The 16,170-nt window shown below is 75.1% G+C and carries 12 protein-coding genes; 7 read left to right on the top strand and 5 right to left on the bottom strand.

The features are described from left to right. The first annotated feature begins 149 nt into the window (after positions 1-149). The 6 genes from ACQPX6_RS21565 to ACQPX6_RS21540 all read left to right on the top strand — a co-directional run bounded on the left by ACQPX6_RS21565 (position 150) and on the right by ACQPX6_RS21540 (position 8,238). Complete coding sequence (locus ACQPX6_RS21565; protein ID WP_433782468.1) at positions 150-3,479, top strand: translation initiation factor IF-2 N-terminal domain-containing protein; 3,330 nt, start codon at positions 150-152, stop codon at positions 3,477-3,479. 191 nt (positions 3,480-3,670) lie between these two features. Then, on the top strand, positions 3,671-3,970 hold the full coding sequence (gene rplU, locus ACQPX6_RS21560; protein WP_433782467.1) for a 50S ribosomal protein L21: 300 nt from the start codon (positions 3,671-3,673) through the stop codon (positions 3,968-3,970). Between the two features lie 11 nt (positions 3,971-3,981). Next, complete coding sequence (gene rpmA, locus ACQPX6_RS21555) at positions 3,982-4,251, top strand: 50S ribosomal protein L27 (protein WP_433782466.1); 270 nt, start codon at positions 3,982-3,984, stop codon at positions 4,249-4,251. A gap of 80 nt (positions 4,252-4,331) precedes the next feature. Continuing rightward, positions 4,332-5,825 carry a GTPase ObgE gene (obgE, locus tag ACQPX6_RS21550; RefSeq protein WP_433782465.1) on the top strand — a complete coding sequence of 498 codons (1,494 nt, stop codon included), beginning with the start codon at positions 4,332-4,334 and terminating at the stop codon, positions 5,823-5,825. Beyond that, on the top strand, positions 5,822-6,964 hold the full coding sequence (gene proB, locus ACQPX6_RS21545) for a glutamate 5-kinase (RefSeq protein WP_433782464.1): 1,143 nt from the start codon (positions 5,822-5,824) through the stop codon (positions 6,962-6,964). The genes obgE and proB overlap by 4 nt, the downstream gene beginning before the upstream one ends. Continuing rightward, a complete protein-coding gene (locus ACQPX6_RS21540) occupies positions 6,961-8,238 on the top strand; it encodes an aldehyde dehydrogenase family protein (RefSeq protein WP_433782463.1) in 1,278 nt (425 codons plus the stop codon). The genes proB and ACQPX6_RS21540 overlap by 4 nt, the downstream gene beginning before the upstream one ends. A gap of 9 nt (positions 8,239-8,247) precedes the next feature. Here ACQPX6_RS21540 and ACQPX6_RS21535 read toward each other — a convergent pair whose 3' ends face one another. Next, complete coding sequence (locus tag ACQPX6_RS21535; RefSeq protein WP_433782462.1) at positions 8,248-9,936, bottom strand: N-acetylmuramoyl-L-alanine amidase; 1,689 nt, start codon at positions 9,934-9,936, stop codon at positions 8,248-8,250. A 103-nt stretch (positions 9,937-10,039) separates the two neighbouring features. Here ACQPX6_RS21535 and ACQPX6_RS21530 point away from each other — a divergent pair, with 103 nt between their 5' ends. Then, positions 10,040-10,945, top strand: a complete 906-nt coding sequence (locus tag ACQPX6_RS21530; RefSeq protein ID WP_433782461.1) for an esterase/lipase family protein — start codon at positions 10,040-10,042, stop codon at positions 10,943-10,945. Between the two features lie 16 nt (positions 10,946-10,961). Here ACQPX6_RS21530 and ACQPX6_RS21525 read toward each other — a convergent pair whose 3' ends face one another. Genes ACQPX6_RS21525 through arr form a run of 4 tightly spaced genes read right to left on the bottom strand, consistent with a single transcriptional unit; the run spans position 10,962 to position 16,084 of the window. Beyond that, the gene (locus ACQPX6_RS21525) at positions 10,962-12,506 is read right to left on the bottom strand and encodes an acyl-CoA synthetase (RefSeq protein ID WP_433782460.1); all 1,545 of its coding nucleotides are present in this window, start codon (positions 12,504-12,506) and stop codon (positions 10,962-10,964) included. A gap of 34 nt (positions 12,507-12,540) precedes the next feature. Further along, on the bottom strand, positions 12,541-13,434 hold the full coding sequence (locus ACQPX6_RS21520) for an MOSC domain-containing protein (RefSeq protein WP_433782459.1): 894 nt from the start codon (positions 13,432-13,434) through the stop codon (positions 12,541-12,543). A gap of 44 nt (positions 13,435-13,478) precedes the next feature. Next, the gene (locus tag ACQPX6_RS21515; RefSeq protein ID WP_433782458.1) at positions 13,479-15,605 is read right to left on the bottom strand and encodes a RecQ family ATP-dependent DNA helicase; all 2,127 of its coding nucleotides are present in this window, start codon (positions 15,603-15,605) and stop codon (positions 13,479-13,481) included. Positions 15,606-15,655: 50 nt separating this feature from the next. Further along, entirely contained in the window at positions 15,656-16,084 is a 429-nt protein-coding gene (gene arr, locus ACQPX6_RS21510; RefSeq protein WP_433782457.1) for an NAD(+)--rifampin ADP-ribosyltransferase, read from the bottom strand. Between the last annotated feature and the right edge of the window lie 86 nt (positions 16,085-16,170).

Below are 16,170 nucleotides of genomic sequence, written 5' to 3'. Positions count from 1 at the left end.
CACGGACGACGGCTCCCGGGCCCACCGGCCCGACACCGCCGCTCGTGCCGCAGTCGGCGGTCGTTCCCCGAACGGCCGCCTCGGCGAGACCACGCGAGGTCCCCGTGTGGCCGCGACCCCAGGGTCGCGCCCGGGGACGGAGGAGATGGATGACCGAGACCGACACCCCCTCCGGCGGGAACTCCGCCGCAGGGGGCTCCGTCGCACCCGGACGCCCCGACGAGCAGGCCCTGGCCGCGCTCCCGGACAAGGTGCGCGTCCACGCGCTGGCACGTGTGGTGGGCACCTCGAGCCGTGAGCTGCTGGCCGTCCTGGCCCGGCTCGGGGTGGGGGCGCGCAGTGCACAGTCCAGCGTCGACCGCGACGTCGTGGCCCGGGTGGTCGACGACGTGTTCCCCTCCGCGGACCTCACGGCGATCGGCGCCTCGCCGATCGCCGAGAGCCACGGGGGCGTGTCGGCCCCGGCCGAGCTGGACACCGAGTCCGACGTCGCGCCCGCGGACACCGACGGCGACACCGCCACGACGCTGCTGCCGCCGCCGGGCGCGTCCACCCCCGCGGCGCCGTCGTCCGCGCCGGTCTTCGCCGCGCCGATGTTCCTCGCGCCCGGCCTGGCGCCGAGCGACGCCGACGCCCCCGCGGCCCCGGCGCGGTCGCGGCGCCGCCGCGGCAGCCGGTCCACCGGGGTCGTCACCCCGGGCGAGACCCCCGAGACCGAGACCACCGGCGAGCCCACCCCCGCGGCGTCGGAGGACGACGACGCGAGCGGCGGCACGCCGGCCGACGACACCGCCGAGACCGAGGACACCTCGTCCTCGACCGGGCCCGACACCGACGACGGTGACGACGACGAGGGCGGCCGTCGCCGCCGGCGTCGCGGTCGCCGCGGGCGGGGCCGTGGCCGGGGCGGCAGCGACGACGCCGAGGGCTCCGAGGACGGCACCGACGAGTCCGGCACCGATGCCGGGAGCGACGCGGGCGGCACCGAGGGCTCCGACGAGGGCTCCGACGACGAGAGCACGGACGACACCGAGAGCTCCGACGAGGGCGACTCGGGCGACGACTCCTCCGGGGGCTCGCGTCGGCGGCGCCGGCGTCGGCGGCGCTCCTCCGAGGGCGACGACGCCGACGGCGAGGAGCAGCCGGACCCGCCGAACACGGTCGTCCACGTGCGCGACCGGGTCGAGCGGCCCGAGGGCGGCAAGTCGTCGAACGACGAGGTGCGCGGGGTCAAGGGCTCCACGCGCCTGGAGGCCAAGCGCCAGCGGCGCCGCGACGGGCGCGAGTCCGGGCGCCGGCGTCCGGCGATCCTGTCGGAGTCGGAGTTCCTGGCCCGCCGCGAGGCCGTCGAGCGCACGATGGTCGTCCGCCAGCAGGCCGGCCGCAGCCAGATCGGGGTGCTGGAGGACGGCGTCCTCGTCGAGCACTTCGTCGCCGGCGACGGCCAGAACTCGATGGTCGGCAACGTCTACCTCGGCCGGGTGCAGAACGTGCTCCCGTCGATGGAGGCGGCGTTCGTCGACATCGGCCGCGGGCGCAACGCCGTGCTGTACGCGGGCGAGGTCAACTGGGACGCCTCGGGCCTCGAGGGCAAGCAGCGCAAGATCGAGCAGGCGCTCTCCACCGGCGACCAGGTGCTCGTGCAGGTCACGAAGGACCCGGTGGGGCACAAGGGCGCCCGGCTGACCACCCAGATCAGCCTGCCCGGCCGCTTCCTGGTGTTCGTGCCCGCGGGTGGCGCCACCGGCATCAGCCGCAAGCTGCCCGACACCGAGCGCAAGCGCCTCAAGGAGATCCTCAAGCGGATCGTCCCCGACGAGTCGGGCGTGATCATCCGCACCGCCGCCGAGGGCGTCAGCGAGGACGAGCTGGAGCGCGACGTCCGCCGGCTCACCGCGCAGTGGGAGGTCATCGAGAAGACCGCCAAGGACGGCAAGGGCTCGAAGGGCCCGACGCTCGTCTACGAGGAGCCCGATCTCCTCATCCGTGTCGTGCGCGACATGTTCAACGAGGACTTCTCCTCGCTCGTCGTCTCCGGCGAGCGGGCGTGGGAGACCCTCGAGGGCTACGTGTCGCACGTCGCCCCGGAGCTCGCGGGTCGCCTGACCCGCCACACCGGTCCGGAGGACGTCTTCACCGCGCACAGGATCGACGAGCAGCTGATCAAGGCCCTCGACCGCAAGGTGTGGCTGCCCTCGGGCGGCACGCTGGTGATCGACCGGACCGAGGCCATGACGGTCGTCGACGTCAACACCGGCAAGTTCACCGGCTCCGGGGGCAACCTCGAGGAGACGGTCACCCGCAACAACCTCGAGGCCGCCGAGGAGATCGTGCGCCAGCTCCGGCTGCGCGACATCGGCGGCATGATCGTCATCGACTTCATCGACATGGTGCTGGAGTCGAACCGCGACCTCGTGCTGCGCCGCCTCACCGAGTGCCTCGGCCGGGACCGCACGCGCCACCAGGTCTCCGAGGTCACCTCGCTCGGCCTGGTGCAGATGACGCGCAAGCGCGTGGGGCAGGGTCTGCTCGACGAGTTCTCGACCACCTGCGAGCACTGCCGGGGCCGGGGCGTCATCGTCCACACCGACCCCGTCGCCGGGCCCGACCAGGGCTCGTCGAACGGCGCGGGCGGTGGCTCGTCGAACGGCGCGGCCGCCGGGTCGGGCTCGTCGAACGGGTCCGGGGGCGGCTCCGGGAACGGGTCGGGCAATGGGTCGGGCAACGGCTCGGCGGCCTCCGGCGCGGGCGGTTCCGGCCGGCGCGGCCGGCGTGGCCGGCGCGGCGGCGGCTCGGACAGCGCCTCGCCCGCCACGGTCGCCGCGGCCAGCGGCCTCACCGGCACCGTGACCGAGGAGGGCACGGCGGACGCCGACGCCGTCGATGACGCCGAGAGCCCCGACTCGGGCACCGCGACCTCGCCGGAGCAGGCGGAGACGTCGGTCGCCGGCGCCACCGAGTCCGAGGTGGCCCTGGAGGCCGGGCTGACCGACGCGAGCCCGGGCACGACCGAGGACACCCCCGCCAGCGCCACCGACGCCACCGACGCCCCTGGCGGCGAGCCCGACGCGGCCGAGGCCGCCGAGGCCGCCGCCACCCCGGGTGCCACCGTCGCCGCCGGCGTCGAGGACACCGACGAGGAGACGGACGAGGTCGAGGAGGTCGAGGAGGCCATCCGCGAGGCCGTCGAGGCCGAGGTGGCCCTGGAGACCGACCTCGCCGAGCACGTGCCCGTCGCCGAGGCCGCCGCGGAGCAGCCCGCGGCGTCCTCGCCCCCGCGCATCACCGGGGCGATCGGGGCCGCGGCCGGCAACGGCGACGGCCACGGCGCCGACCCCGCGCTCGTCACCCCGGCGGGCAGCGGGGACGACCCCCAGGAGCCGCTGCCGGAGAAGGCCGCGCCGCCGAGCGGGGCGGGGCGTCCGCGGCGGCGCCGTGCGGCCTCCCGTCCGGCGGGCCCTCCCGTCGACGGCGCCTGAGCACGTCCCGTCCGCCGGCCGCCGTGGCCCGCCCCCCGGGGTGCGGGCCGCGGGCCGCGGACGGGTACTCTTGGACGTCGGTGCCCGCCGGGTGAGGTCCTGCCTCTGCCCGCGGCACCAGCGCCGGGCCTGTTCCGCACGGGCCGCGCCGAAGCCAGACAGCCCGCAGCCAGACAGGAGTCCCGCGGAAGATGTACGCGATCGTGAAGACCGGCGGCAAGCAGTACAAGGTCGCGGTCGGCGACGTCATCGACGTGGAGCTCCTCGACGGTGACACCGTCGACCTGCAGCCCGTGCTCGTCGTCGACGGCGGCACCGTGCTCAGCTCGGCGTCCGACCTGGAGAAGGTCTCCATCTCCGGGAGCATCGTCGGCGAGCACAAGGGCCCGAAGATCAAGATCCTGAAGTACAAGAACAAGACCGGGTACAAGCGGCGCGTCGGCCATCGCCAGCGCTACAGCCGCCTCGAGGTCACCGACATCTCGAAGTAAGGGGAGCAGCCATGGCTCACAAGAAGGGTGCATCCAGCTCCCGCAACGGTCGCGACTCGAACGCGCAGTACCTCGGGGTCAAGCGCTACGGCGGCCAGATCGTCAAGGCCGGTGAGATCCTCATCCGCCAGCGCGGCACCAAGTTCCACCCGGGCACCGGTGTCGGCCGCGGCGGCGACGACACGTTGTTCGCCCTCGTGCCGGGCGCCGTGACCTTCGGGACGCGCCGCGGCCGCAAGAACGTCAGCGTCATCCCGGCGGAGGAGACCGTCTCCGCCTGAACCGTTCGTCAGTACCGTCAGGGGTGGGTCCGGGGTCCGGGCCCACCCCTTTCGTTCGTCCCCCAGGAAGGACCCGCGCGATGGCCCGCTTCGTCGACCACGTGACGCTGCACGTCACGGCGGGTGCGGGCGGGCACGGCTGCGCGTCGATCCGCCGCGAGAAGTTCGTGCCCCTCGGCGGGCCGGACGGCGGCAACGGCGGCCGGGGCGGCGACGTCGTCCTCGTCGTCGACCCGGGCGTGCACACGCTCCTCGACTTCCACCACCGCCCGCACGCGGTGGCCGGCAGCGGGCGCCCGGGCATGGGCAGCTTCCGCAACGGGGCCAACGCCGAGGACATCGAGCTCGCGGTGCCCGAGGGCACGGTGGTGCTCGACGCCGACGGCGAGGTCCTCCACGACCTCACGGGCGTGGGCACGCGCTTCGTCGCCGCCCGTGGCGGGCGTGGCGGGCTGGGGAACGCCGCGCTGGCCGGCCCGTCACGCAAGGCCCCGGGGTTCGCCCTGCTCGGCGAGCCGGGGGAGCAGCGCGACCTCGTGCTCGAGCTGCGGTCGATGGCCGACGTCGGGCTGGTCGGCTACCCCAGCGCAGGCAAGTCCTCGCTGGTCAGCGCCATCAGCGCCGCCAAGCCCAAGATCGCCGAGTACCCCTTCACCACCCTCGCGCCCAACCTCGGCGTCGTGTCGGCGGGCGGGTCGACCTTCACGGTCGCCGACGTGCCCGGCCTCATCCCCGGCGCCAGCGCCGGCAAGGGCCTCGGCCTGGACTTCCTGCGCCACATCGAGCGCTGCTCGGTGCTGGTGCACGTCGTCGACTGCGCGACCTTCGAGCCCGAGCGCGACCCCGTGTCGGACATCCGCGCGCTCGAGGCCGAGCTCGCGGCCTACACGCCCGCGCTCGGCACCGACCTCGCCGCCCGGCCGCGCATCGTCGCGCTCAACAAGATGGACGTCCCGGACGCCGCCGAGCTCGCCGAGATGGTCCGCGGCGACGTCGCGACCTTCGGCTGGCCGGTCGTGGAGATCTCGACGGCGTCGCACGCCGGGCTCCAGGAGCTGGGCTACGTCATGGCCGCCGTCGTCGACGAGGCCCGCGCCACCGCGCCGCCGTCGACCGCGCCGCGCGTGGTGCTGCGCCCGACCGCCGTCGACGACACCGGCTTCACCGTCGAGCGCGATCCCGAGGAAGGGTTCCTGGTCAAGGGCGAGAAGCCCGAGCGCTGGGTGCGCCAGACCGACTTCACGAACGACGAGGCCGTCGGCTACCTGGCCGACCGGCTCGCCCGCCTCGGCGTCGAGGAGGCCCTCGCCGACGCCGGCGCGGTGCCCGGCGACATGGTGACCATCGGCATCAACACCTTCGACTGGGAGCCCTCGACCCCCGCGGGCGTCGCGGCGATGCGCGGCAACCGCGGCACCGACCCGCGCCTCGAGGGCCACGACCGCGTCGACCGCATCTCGGCGTCCGAGCGCCGGGCCCTCCGCGACGAGCGCCGGCGCCACCGCAGCGACGACGAGCTGGGTGTCGCGCCCTGGCACGAGGAGTACGAGGACGTCCCCCGGGACCCGGCGTGAGCGCCCGCGAGGCCGTCGCCGGGGCGCGGCGGCTGGTGGTCAAGGTCGGGTCGTCGTCGCTGACCAGTGTCGACGGCGGCCTGGACGTGTCCCGGCTCGACGCGCTCGTCGACGCCGTGGCCGCCCGGTCGGGGGCCACGCAGGTGGTGCTCGTGTCGTCCGGCGCGATCGCCGCGGGGCTGCGACCGCTGGGGCTGCCGCGCCGGCCCCGTGACCTCGCGACGCAGCAGGCCGCGGCGAGCGTCGGGCAGCTGCACCTCACGCGCGCCTACGCCGACGCCTTCGCCCGCCACGGCCGCACGGTCGGCCAGGTCCTGCTGACCTCCCACGACGTCGTGCGCCGCGGGCCCTACCGCAACGCGCGCCGCACCTTCGAGCGCCTGCTCGGGCTGGGCGTCGTGCCGGTGGTCAACGAGAACGACACGGTGGCCACCGACGAGATCCGCTTCGGCGACAACGACCGGCTCGCCGCGCTCGTCGCCCACGTGATCTCCGCCGACGCGCTCGTGCTGCTCAGCGACGTCGACGGGGTCTACGACGCCGACCCGCGCGCCCCCGGCGCCGCGCTGGTCCGCGAGGTGACCGGCGGTGCCGACCTCGCCGGCGTACGCGTCGGCCGGCCCTCCTCGCTGGGCACCGGGGGCATGGCCTCCAAGCTCGCCGCCGCCGAGCTGGCCAGCGGCGCCGGGGTGCCCGTGCTGGTCGCCGCGGCGGCACAGGCGCGGGAGGCCCTCGACGGCGCTCAGGTCGGCACCGTCTTCGCCCCGCAGGGCCCCCGGATGTCGGCGCGCCGGTTCTGGCTGCGCCACATGGCCGGCACGCGCGGGCGCCTGCACCTCGACGCCGGCGCCGTCCGCGCCGTCGTCGGCCGCCGGCGCTCGCTGCTCGCCGCCGGCATCACCGGCTCCGACGGCGACTTCGAGTCCGGCGACGTCGTCGACCTCGTCGACCCGCGCGGGGACGTCGTCGCCCGCGGGGTCGTCGGCTTCGACGCCGAGGAGCTGCCGGAGATCTCCGGGCGCTCCAGCGACGACCTCGCGCCCGAGCAGCGCCGCGAGGTCGTGCACGCCGACGACCTGGTGCCCGTCGTGACCCCGCCCGCGCCCGACCCCGTCCCCGCCGAGGTGAGCTCCCCGTGACCGCCACCCCCCTCGTCACCGACCCCGCGACGATCGTCACCGACTGCGGACGCCGTGCCGCCGCGGCGGCGCCGCGGATGGCCGCGGCCGCGGACCACGAGGTGTCCGCCGCGCTGCGCGGGATGGCGGCGCTGCTCGCCGAGACCGCGGACACGGTGCTGATCGCCAACGCCGCCGACGTCGAGGCGGCCGAGCGGGCGGGCACCACCGGCGCCCTCCTCGACCGCCTCCGGCTCGACCGCGCGCGGCTGGACGCGATGGCCGAGTCGCTGCTCGACCTCGCCGACGTCCCGTCGCCGCCCACCGACACGGTGCTCGAGGAGCGCCCCGACGGCCTGCGCCTCATCGAGCGCCGCCGGCCGGTCGGCGTCATCGGCGCGAACTTCGAGGCCCGGCCCAACGTCGTGGTCGACGTCGCCTCGCAGCTGATCAAGTCGCGCAACGCCGGCGTGCTCCGCACCGGCGGCGCCGCGCTCGCCTCGGCGACGGCGCTGATGGAGGCCGTCGTCGCGCCCGCGCTCGCCGGGGCCGGCCTCGACCCCGACGCGGTCGTGCTCGTCACCGACCCGCGGCGCGAGTGCGCGGTGGAGCTGGTGCGCCGGCCCGGGCTGATCCCGCTGGTCATCCTGCGGGGTTCCGGCGACACCACCCGCTCGCTCGGGCTGGAGGCCGCGCAGCACGGGGTGCGCACGCTGGCCCACGCCGACGGCGGCGGCGTGCTCTACGTCGACCGCGCGGCGCCGGCCGAGCTGGCGCGCACGCTGGTCACCTCGTCGCTCGACCGGCTCGGGGTGTGCAACCGCCTCAACCTCCTGCTCGTCGACCGCCACCGGTGGGACGACCTGGTCCCGGGCCTCGTCGAGCTCCTCGACACGCACGGGCTGAAGGCCTCGCTGCCCCCGCACGAGCACGCGCTGGGGCACGAGTGGGCGCTCGACGACGGGCACGAGGGCACGGTGACCCTGGCGCCCGCGGACGGGCCGGGCGACGCGGCGACCATCGCCAACCGCGAGACCTCCGGCCTCGCCGCCGCGATCGTCACCGCCGACGAGGCCTCCGCCCGCGAGTTCCTCGACACCTACGCGGGCACCGGCGCGTTCTGGAACGCCACCACCCGCCTGCTCGACGGGGTCAAGCTGCGCCGCGTCCCCGAGACCGGCATCAACGTCGACCACGTCCCGGGCCCCCGCGGCCCCGTGGTCTACACCGACCTCTGCCTGCGCCAGTACGTCGTGGTGCCGGCGTCGACGACGATCGGCCGCGGAGCCCCCTGACTCCGCGGGTCAGCGGTTGACGTTGACGACGCCGGTGCGGGAGTCGTAGCGCAGGTAGCCGCGCTCGAAGTCCTGGCGCAGACCCCCGGTGACCGCGTACTCGGCGCCGCGCGGGTAGCCCAGCGACGAGCGCTCGTAGCCCAGCTGGCCCCACTTGGTCAGGATCGCGCCCTTCACCGGCCACGCCCCGGTCTGCGGCGTCCAGTAGATCGAGCCGGCCTGGAACTGGTTGAAGCGGCCGCGCCCGTCGGGAGCGACGCGCTCGTCGGTCCGCGGCAGCCCGAGCGGCGAGCCTGCGGCGCCCAGGGCGTCGTAGCGACTGCCGATCACGCCGTACACCGCCCAGGCCCCCGTGGCGCTCGACCAGTAGACGGCGCCGTTCGCGCCGGAGAACCGGGTCACGCGCGCCGAGCGCGCCGTCGGGCTCTCGACCACCGAGGGCTCGGCGAGCACGCTGCGCAGCGCCAGCCACTTCTGCCGGATCGGGTAGCTCGCGAGGTTCCCGACGAGGGCGGCCGTGCGGCTCTTGATCGTCGGCATCGAGCGCACCCCGGTGTTGCCCGGGCACTCGGTGGCGCCGACGTCGCGGTGCGCGAACACCGTCGGCAGCGTGACCGCCCGCCCCGCCGGGTAGCGCGACGTCCCGCCGCCGGTGCTGGTCAGGCTGACCGTGGCGTTCGGGTCGCGGTAGAGCCCGCCCAGCTTGTAGGCGGCGAGCTGGGCGGTCGCCTCGATCGACGCGGCCGGCGGCGCGACGTCGGTGAAGTCGCCCATCATCCCGATGCCGAAGGTCTCGCGGTTGAACCCGCCCGCGTGGGCGGCGATCACCGACCGGGCCAGCCCGCCGGCGCGGCCCTCGAACACCGTGCCGAAGCGGTCGACGAGCACGTTGTAGCCGATGTCGCCCCAGCCCTGGGTGCGCGCGTGGTACGTGTAGATGCCGCGGACGATCGCCGCCGAGTCGGCCGCCGTGTAGGCGTTCGTGCCCGCCGTGTGGTGCACGGTCACCGCGCGCACGGTCGGCGTGTACTCCGGGGTCCAGGTCATCAGCCGCTCGTCGGCGCCCCACTGCGCGCGGGTGACCACGGCCGGACTCGACGGGCTGCCGGTGGCGCCGCCAGGGGTGGTCGACGCCGCCGCGATCCGGGCGTCGTTGCTGCCCACGCCGGGGTCGATCGAGGTCAGGGCCACCCGCTGGGTCACCGGCTGCCCGTCGGTGCTCGCGCGCACCTGCACCTCGCGGCTGTCGGCCACCCACACCGGCTCGGTGCCGGTGCTCGCCGTCCGGCGCCCGTCGCGCTCGGTGTCGACCGGGTCGACCTTCGTCCACGGCCCGAACTGCCCGGACGCCAGGCGGCTGCGCAGCTCGATCAGCTGCGGGGCGATCCCGGTCCAGGTGATGGCGACGAGCTTGAGCGGGTCGGGGCTCGTGACCTGCGCGGCGCCGCCGGAGTCGGGGGAGGGGCTCGGCGCGGTGAGGCGCTCGTCCTGCACCTCGGCCCGGGTCGGCGCGGCCGTCGGGAGCCGGGCGGGCTCGACGTCCTCGGGGTCGCCCGACGGGGGCGCGGCCTGTGCCACCGCCGGCGGTGCGCTCGGGGCGGCCAGGGCCGTGCCCGCGGTGGCCACCAGGGCCATCGCCAGCGGGACGATCAGCGTCGCCGCCGTCCATCGTCCTGCGGTCTGCGCCGTACGTCCCACGAGAGCCCCCCAGCCGGTCGTCCCCACGGTGAACGCCCGGCTGCCCTGATCGTTACGGGTCCGGCCCCGGGGATCGCCCGGCGCCGCCGCACCGTCCCGCCCGATGTCCGCCCTGGTCGCGGCCGTCGCGGAGGCGCAGGCTGTGTCGATGGGAGCAGGGCGGACGCGGTGGCCGGACCACGGCCCGCTGTCGAGCCTGAGCCCGCGGCGACGCTGGTACGTGCTCGCGATGGCGGCCGTGACGACGCTGCTGGTGGGGGCGACGCTCGTCGCCGTCCTCGACGAGCTCCGTCCGCCGGACCGCGCGCAGCCCGACGTCCCCGGCACCGTCGTGCTCGTCCCGGGTTTCGGCGGTGACACCTCGACGCTCCAGCTGCTCGCCCTGCGGCTCCGCGTCGCGGACCGCCGCACGGTGGTCGTCGAGCCTCCCGACGGGGGCGTCGGCGACTTCTCCGGGCAGGCCGCCGCCATCGACGCCGCGGTCGCCGCGGCACTGCGCCGCGGCGCTCCCTCGGTCGACGTCGTCGCCTTCTCGGCCGGCGGGATCGCGACCTGGCTCTGGCTGGCCGAGGGACGTCGCGCGCCCGCCGCGCGGCGGGTGGTGACCCTCGGGTCGCCGCTGCAGGGGGCGGAGCTGGCGGCGGCCGGCTCGGTGCTCGCGCCCGGGACGTGCTCGCCCGCCTGCCGTCAGCTGGCCCCCGGGAGTGCCTTGCTGACCCGGCTCGCGGCCTACGGACCGCCCCGGGACGTGCCGTGGGTGTCGGTGCGGAGCCTCACCGACGAGGTCGTCCCGCCCGCGTCGACCCGCCTCCCCGGGGTGCGGGACATCGCCCTGCAGGACGTGTGCACGGACGCCGCCCCGAAGCACAGCGGTCTGCCGACCGACTTCGTGACCATCGGCCTGCTCCTCTACGCGATCGACCGCCGACCGATGCCCGCGTTCGGGAGCGCCGACTGCGTGAGCGTCCGGGCGCTCGGCACCGGACGACCACGCCTGGCCCTGAACTGACAGGCCGGCCCGGTCGTCAGGTCGGGACCTGGTCGCGCAGGACGCGCTTGAGCAGCTTCCCCGACTGGTTGCGGGGCAGCTCGTCGACCACGTACACGGCCTTCGGGGTCTTGAAGCCTGCCAGCCGGGCCCGGGCGTGGGCGATGAGGTCGTCCTCGATGGTCGAGCTCCGCTGCGCTTCGTCTCCGGTGGCGGAGGCGTCGCCTTTGAGCACCACGAACGCCGCCACCGCCTCGATCCACTTCTCGTCGGGGACGCCGATCACCGCCGCCTCGGCGACGGCCTCGTGGGTGTAGAGCGCGTCCTCGACCTCGCGCGACGCGACGAGCACCCCGCCGGTGTTGATCACGTCCTTGATCCGGTCGACGACGGTGATGTAGCCCTGGTCGTCGATGCGCACGAGGTCGCCGGAGTGGAACCACCCGTCGCGGAACGCCTCGGCGGTCTCGTCGGGCTTGTCCCAGTAGCCCTCGCAGAGCTGCGGCGACCGGTACACCACCTCGCCGGTGCCGCCCGGCTCGACGTCGTGACCGTCGTCGTCGATCACCCGCAGCTCGACGAACAGCACCGGGCGCCCGCACGACTCGGGGCGCTCGTCGTGCTCCTCGGGCTGCAGCACCGTCGCCAGCGGCCCGATCTCCGACTGGCCGAAGCAGTTGTAGACGCGCAGGCCGGGCAGGTGCTCGCGCAGCCGCGCCAGCACCGGTCCCGGCATGATCGACGCTCCGTAGAACGCCTTGCGCAGGCTCGACAGGTCGCGGGTGGGGAAGTCGGCGTGGTTGGCCAGCGGCACCCACACCGTCGGCGCGAGGAACACCGCGCCGATGCGGTCGGCCTCGATGCGCCGCAGCACCTCGGGGACGTCCGGGGCCTCCATGAGGTGGTTGACCGCGCCGACCATGAGGTAGGGCATGAGGAAGCAGTGCATGCCCGCCGAGTGGTACAGCGGCATCGGGTGCAGCGGGTCGTCCTCGCTGGTCATCGCCATCGCGTGGACGCACGACACGTACTCGTGCACCAGCGCGCGGTGGGTCATCATCGCGCCCTTGGGTCGCGAGGTGGTGCCCGAGGTGTAGAGCAGCTGCACGAGGTCGCTGTCGGTGACGGTGCTGGTCAGCTCGGGCAGCTCGCCGGCGCGGGCCCGCTCGAGCAGCGAGCCCGGCGCGTCGCGCAGGGGCACGACCTGCTTCGGCTGCTCGGGCAGCGCGTCGACGGGGCCGGCCAGCGCCGGGTCGATCAGCAGCAGCCGGCTGCCGGACTGCTCGACGAGGTAGCCCAGCTCCTCGCCGGTGAGCGCGTAGTTGATCGGCACGTGGACCGCGCCGAGGCGCCCGCACCCGAGGAAGGCGAGCAGGTAGGCGTCGGAGTTGCGGCCGTAGGTGGCGACGCGGTCGCCGGCGCCGACACCCAGCTCGCCGAGGTACCCGGCGGCCCGGGTGACGGCGTCGTCGAGCTCGCGGTACGTCCACGTGCGGTCTCCGAAGTGCAGCGCGACGCGGTCCGGGGTGCGGCGCGCGCTGCGCGCCAGCACCCCGTCGACCGTGCTCGACCGGGGATCCACCGGGTGTCCTCCTCCTCGGGCGGCGGGCGTGGCGTCAGGCGTGCGCGTCGCCGACGGCGATCTCGCCGCCCGCGCTGACGTCGGCGTACACCCCGGCGCAGGCCCACTTCCCGCCGACGACGGGGTGCTCGATGTGGATTCGATTGTTCTTCGCGACGGTGCGCAGGACGTTGCGGTCCTCGGGGAGGCCGTCCTGGGCCATCGTCGTCATCACGCAGCGCATGGTCTGGAAGCTGAACGCGAGCCGGACGTCGTTGCCCAGCGTCATCTCGCGGCCCGGCCAGTCGTTCTCGACGAAGCCCGGCTCGGTGCCGTCGAGGACCACGTTGGGGCGGTAGCGGCGGGCGTCGAAGTCGCTCTCGGGCGACAGCTCGCGCAGGCGGTCCAGCGTCGACCGGGTGATGACGTGCATGGCGCAGAGGTCGTAGAAGCGCCCGGGCGGGGCGAACCCGGCGACGTCGAAGTGGCTGATGGCCTCGCCGGTGTCCTCCTGGCGCTTGGTGGTGGCCTGGATGATGTTCTCGGGACCCAGCTCGGACACGTCGACGCCGTCGATGTCGACCCACAGCTCCTCGAACGCCACGCCGTCCGGCGGCGTGGTGATCAGCTTGACCTCGCGGCCGAGGACGTCGGAGAGCGCCTGGTCGATGCCGGGGTCGTCGCTGCGCTTCGTCGACCCGTCCGGGAACGTGATGACCACCGGCGGCGCCGCCTCCCCGGGCACCGGCTCCCCGGCGAACGTGGCCGAGAACTCCAGCAGCTTCGCCCAGCGCTTGGGCACCTTGGCGCTGGCGACGACGCCGGACTCGACGTCGAGCACGGCGTAGGCGCGGTCGCCCAGGACCCCGCGCTCGTCGAGCACGGCACGCGTGAGGGTCTCCCCGAGCATCGACTTGACGGGGTAGCGGTACAGAGCGGCGATGGTCACACCGCAGGGCTTACCAGGCGCGGGGACGACACGAAACCGGCCACTCAGCCCGTCGTGGCGATCACGAGGGGGAGCACCGCGGGCGCCCCGGCGCGGCGCAGCAGGGCCGCGGCGACCGTCAGCGTCCAGCCCGAGTCGGCGACGTCGTCGACGAGCAGCACCGGGCCCGCCGTGGGGTCGAGCCCCGCGGGCACCGAGAGCCGGGACCACACCTCGGCGAGGCGCTGCGCGGAGTTGGGTGGCTCGGGCTCGCTGTCGTCTTCCGGGTCCTCGTAGAGCGGGGGCGCGCCGTCGGCGAGGGCCCCGAGCAGCGGGAGGCGGCCGATCGAGGCGATGCGCTGCGCGAAGCTCTCGACCAGCACCGGGCGCCGCCGCGAGGGCAGCCACACCACGCCGGCGGGGCGCTGCGCCCAGTCCCAGCCCTTGAGCACCTCGACCGCGGCGTCGATCACGGCGTCAGGGGTGAGGTCGTCGGCGCGCAGCAGCGGGCGCAGCCGCGGGCCCCAGCCGACGTCGGTGAGCCGTCCGATCGCCCGGCCCTCCTCGGCGGCCTCCTCGGGCTTGATCTTGCCCTTGAGCGGGACGTCGAGGGCGTCCATGCCGCTGGGCCACTGCTTGCGCGGCGCGAGCGGGACGCCGGGACGGTCGAGCGTCGTCTGGGCCTGCACCCGGACGTCCTCGCCGATGGTCGGGTCGGCGTGGCGGCCGGTGCAGTTGTCGCAGCGCCCGCACGGGGTGGCGCCGGGGTCGTCGAGCTGGCGGCGCAGGAACTCCATGCGGCAGCCGTCGGTGGCGATGTAGTCGAGCATCGCCTGCTGCTCGGCACGCCGGGCCTTGGCCAGCCCGGTGTAGCGGGCGCCGTCGTACTCCCAGGCCTGGCCCGTGGCCTCCCAGCCGCCCTTGACGCGGCGGACCGCGCCGTCGGTGTCGAGGACCTTGAGCATCATCTCGAGCCGGCCGCGGCTGAGCTCCACGCGCGGCTCGAGCGCGGCGGTGGACAGCGGGCGCCCCGCGTCGCCGAGCACCGACAGCGCCACGCGGACCTGGGGCTCGGCCGGGAAGGCCAGCGAGGCGAAGTAGGCCCAGATGTCGCGATCCTCCGGGCCGGGCAGCAGCAGCACCTCGGCGCGCTCGACGCCACGGCCGGCACGCCCGATCTGCTGGTAGTAGGCCACCGGGGACTGCGGGGCGCCGAGGTGCACGACGAAGCCGAGGTCGGGCTTGTCGAAGCCCATGCCCAGCGCGCTCGTGGCCACCAGCGCCTTGACGCGGTTGGCCAGCAGGTCGTCCTCGGCGCGCTCGCGCTCGGCCGGGTCGGTCTTGCCGGTGTAGGCGGCGACGGCGTGGCCCCGCTCGCGCAGGAACGCGGCCAGCTCGTCGGCGGTCGAGACCGTCAGCGTGTAGACGATGCCCGAGCCCGGCAGGTCGTCGAGGTGCTGGGCGAGCCAGGCGAACCGGTCGGCGCCCTTGTCCAGCGGCAGCACGGCGAGGCGCAGGGACTCGCGGTCGAGCTCGCCGCGCAGGACGAGGGCCTCGGCGTTGCTGTGCGAGACGCCCAGCTGGTCGGCCACGTCCGTGGTCACCCGGTCGTTCGCCGTGGCCGTGGTGGCCAGCACCGGGACGCCCGCGGGCAGCTCGGCGATGAGCGTGCGCAGGCGCCGGTAGTCGGGCCGGAAGTCGTGCCCCCAGTCGGAGATGCAGTGCGCCTCGTCGACCACGAGCATGCCCGCGGTGCGCGAGAGCTCGGGCAGCACCTGGTCGCGGAACTCGGGGTTGTTCAGCCGCTCCGGGCTGACGAGCAGGACGTCGACCTCGCCGGCCTGGACCTGGGCGTAGACCTCCTGCCAGCCCTCGGTGTTGGCGGAGTTGACCGTCACCGCGTGGATGCCGGCGCGCCCCGCCGCCTCGATCTGGTTGCGCATGAGGGCGAGCAGCGGGCTGACGATCACCGTCGGACCCTTGCCGGCCGCGCGCAGCAGGGCCGTGGCGACGAAGTACACCGCCGACTTGCCCCACCCGGTGCGCTGCACCACGAGCGCGCGGCGCCCCTCGGCGACCAGCGCGTGGATCGCCGCCCACTGGTCCTCGCGCAGCGCGGCGTCGGGCCCGGCGAGGCGCTGCAGCGTGGCCTCGGCGTCGGCGCGCAGGTCGGGAGCGGCGGTGACGGTCATGGCTCCATGGTGGACGACGGGTCCGACAGCGGAGCCGGCCCCGGTGGCGCTCAGTCGTAGATGATCGCGGCGCCGCGTCGCCGGAGGTCGGCGAGGCCGTCGCGCATCATCTGCAGCTGCTCGGGCGTGTGGCCCGTCCAGCCCTCGATCTCGCCCACGACCCGGACGGGTTCGCGGGTCCGGTAGGAGCGGGTCGGGTTGCCCGGCAGCTTCTTGTCGGTGACGTTCGGGTCGTCCTCGATCTCGCCCGTGGGCTCCACGACGTAGATGCGCCCGGGGCCGTCGCCGGGCGCCATCTCGGCGCCCCAGGCCGCGGCGTCGAGCGTCGCGGTGACGTAGACGTGGTTCATCACCCGGCCCTCCTCGTAGTTCGACGGGCGCCCGGGAACCAGCAGGTCGCCGACCGCGAGGTCCGCCTTGGTGCCGTGCAGCAGCGCGCCCGACTCGTGCACCTCGAAGGGCGTCGGCCCGTCCACCATGTGCAGTTCTCCCGTCTCCTGACCAGCGAGGACGGCGATTCTCCGGCGCGGGGGAGGGCTTGCCACAAGCCCCGTGGCGCGCTATA

The organism is Actinomycetospora sp. CA-101289, assembly GCF_050955895.1.
Taxonomy (GTDB): domain Bacteria; phylum Actinomycetota; class Actinomycetes; order Mycobacteriales; family Pseudonocardiaceae; genus Actinomycetospora.
This window is presented reverse-complemented; position numbering and strand designations above follow the sequence as displayed.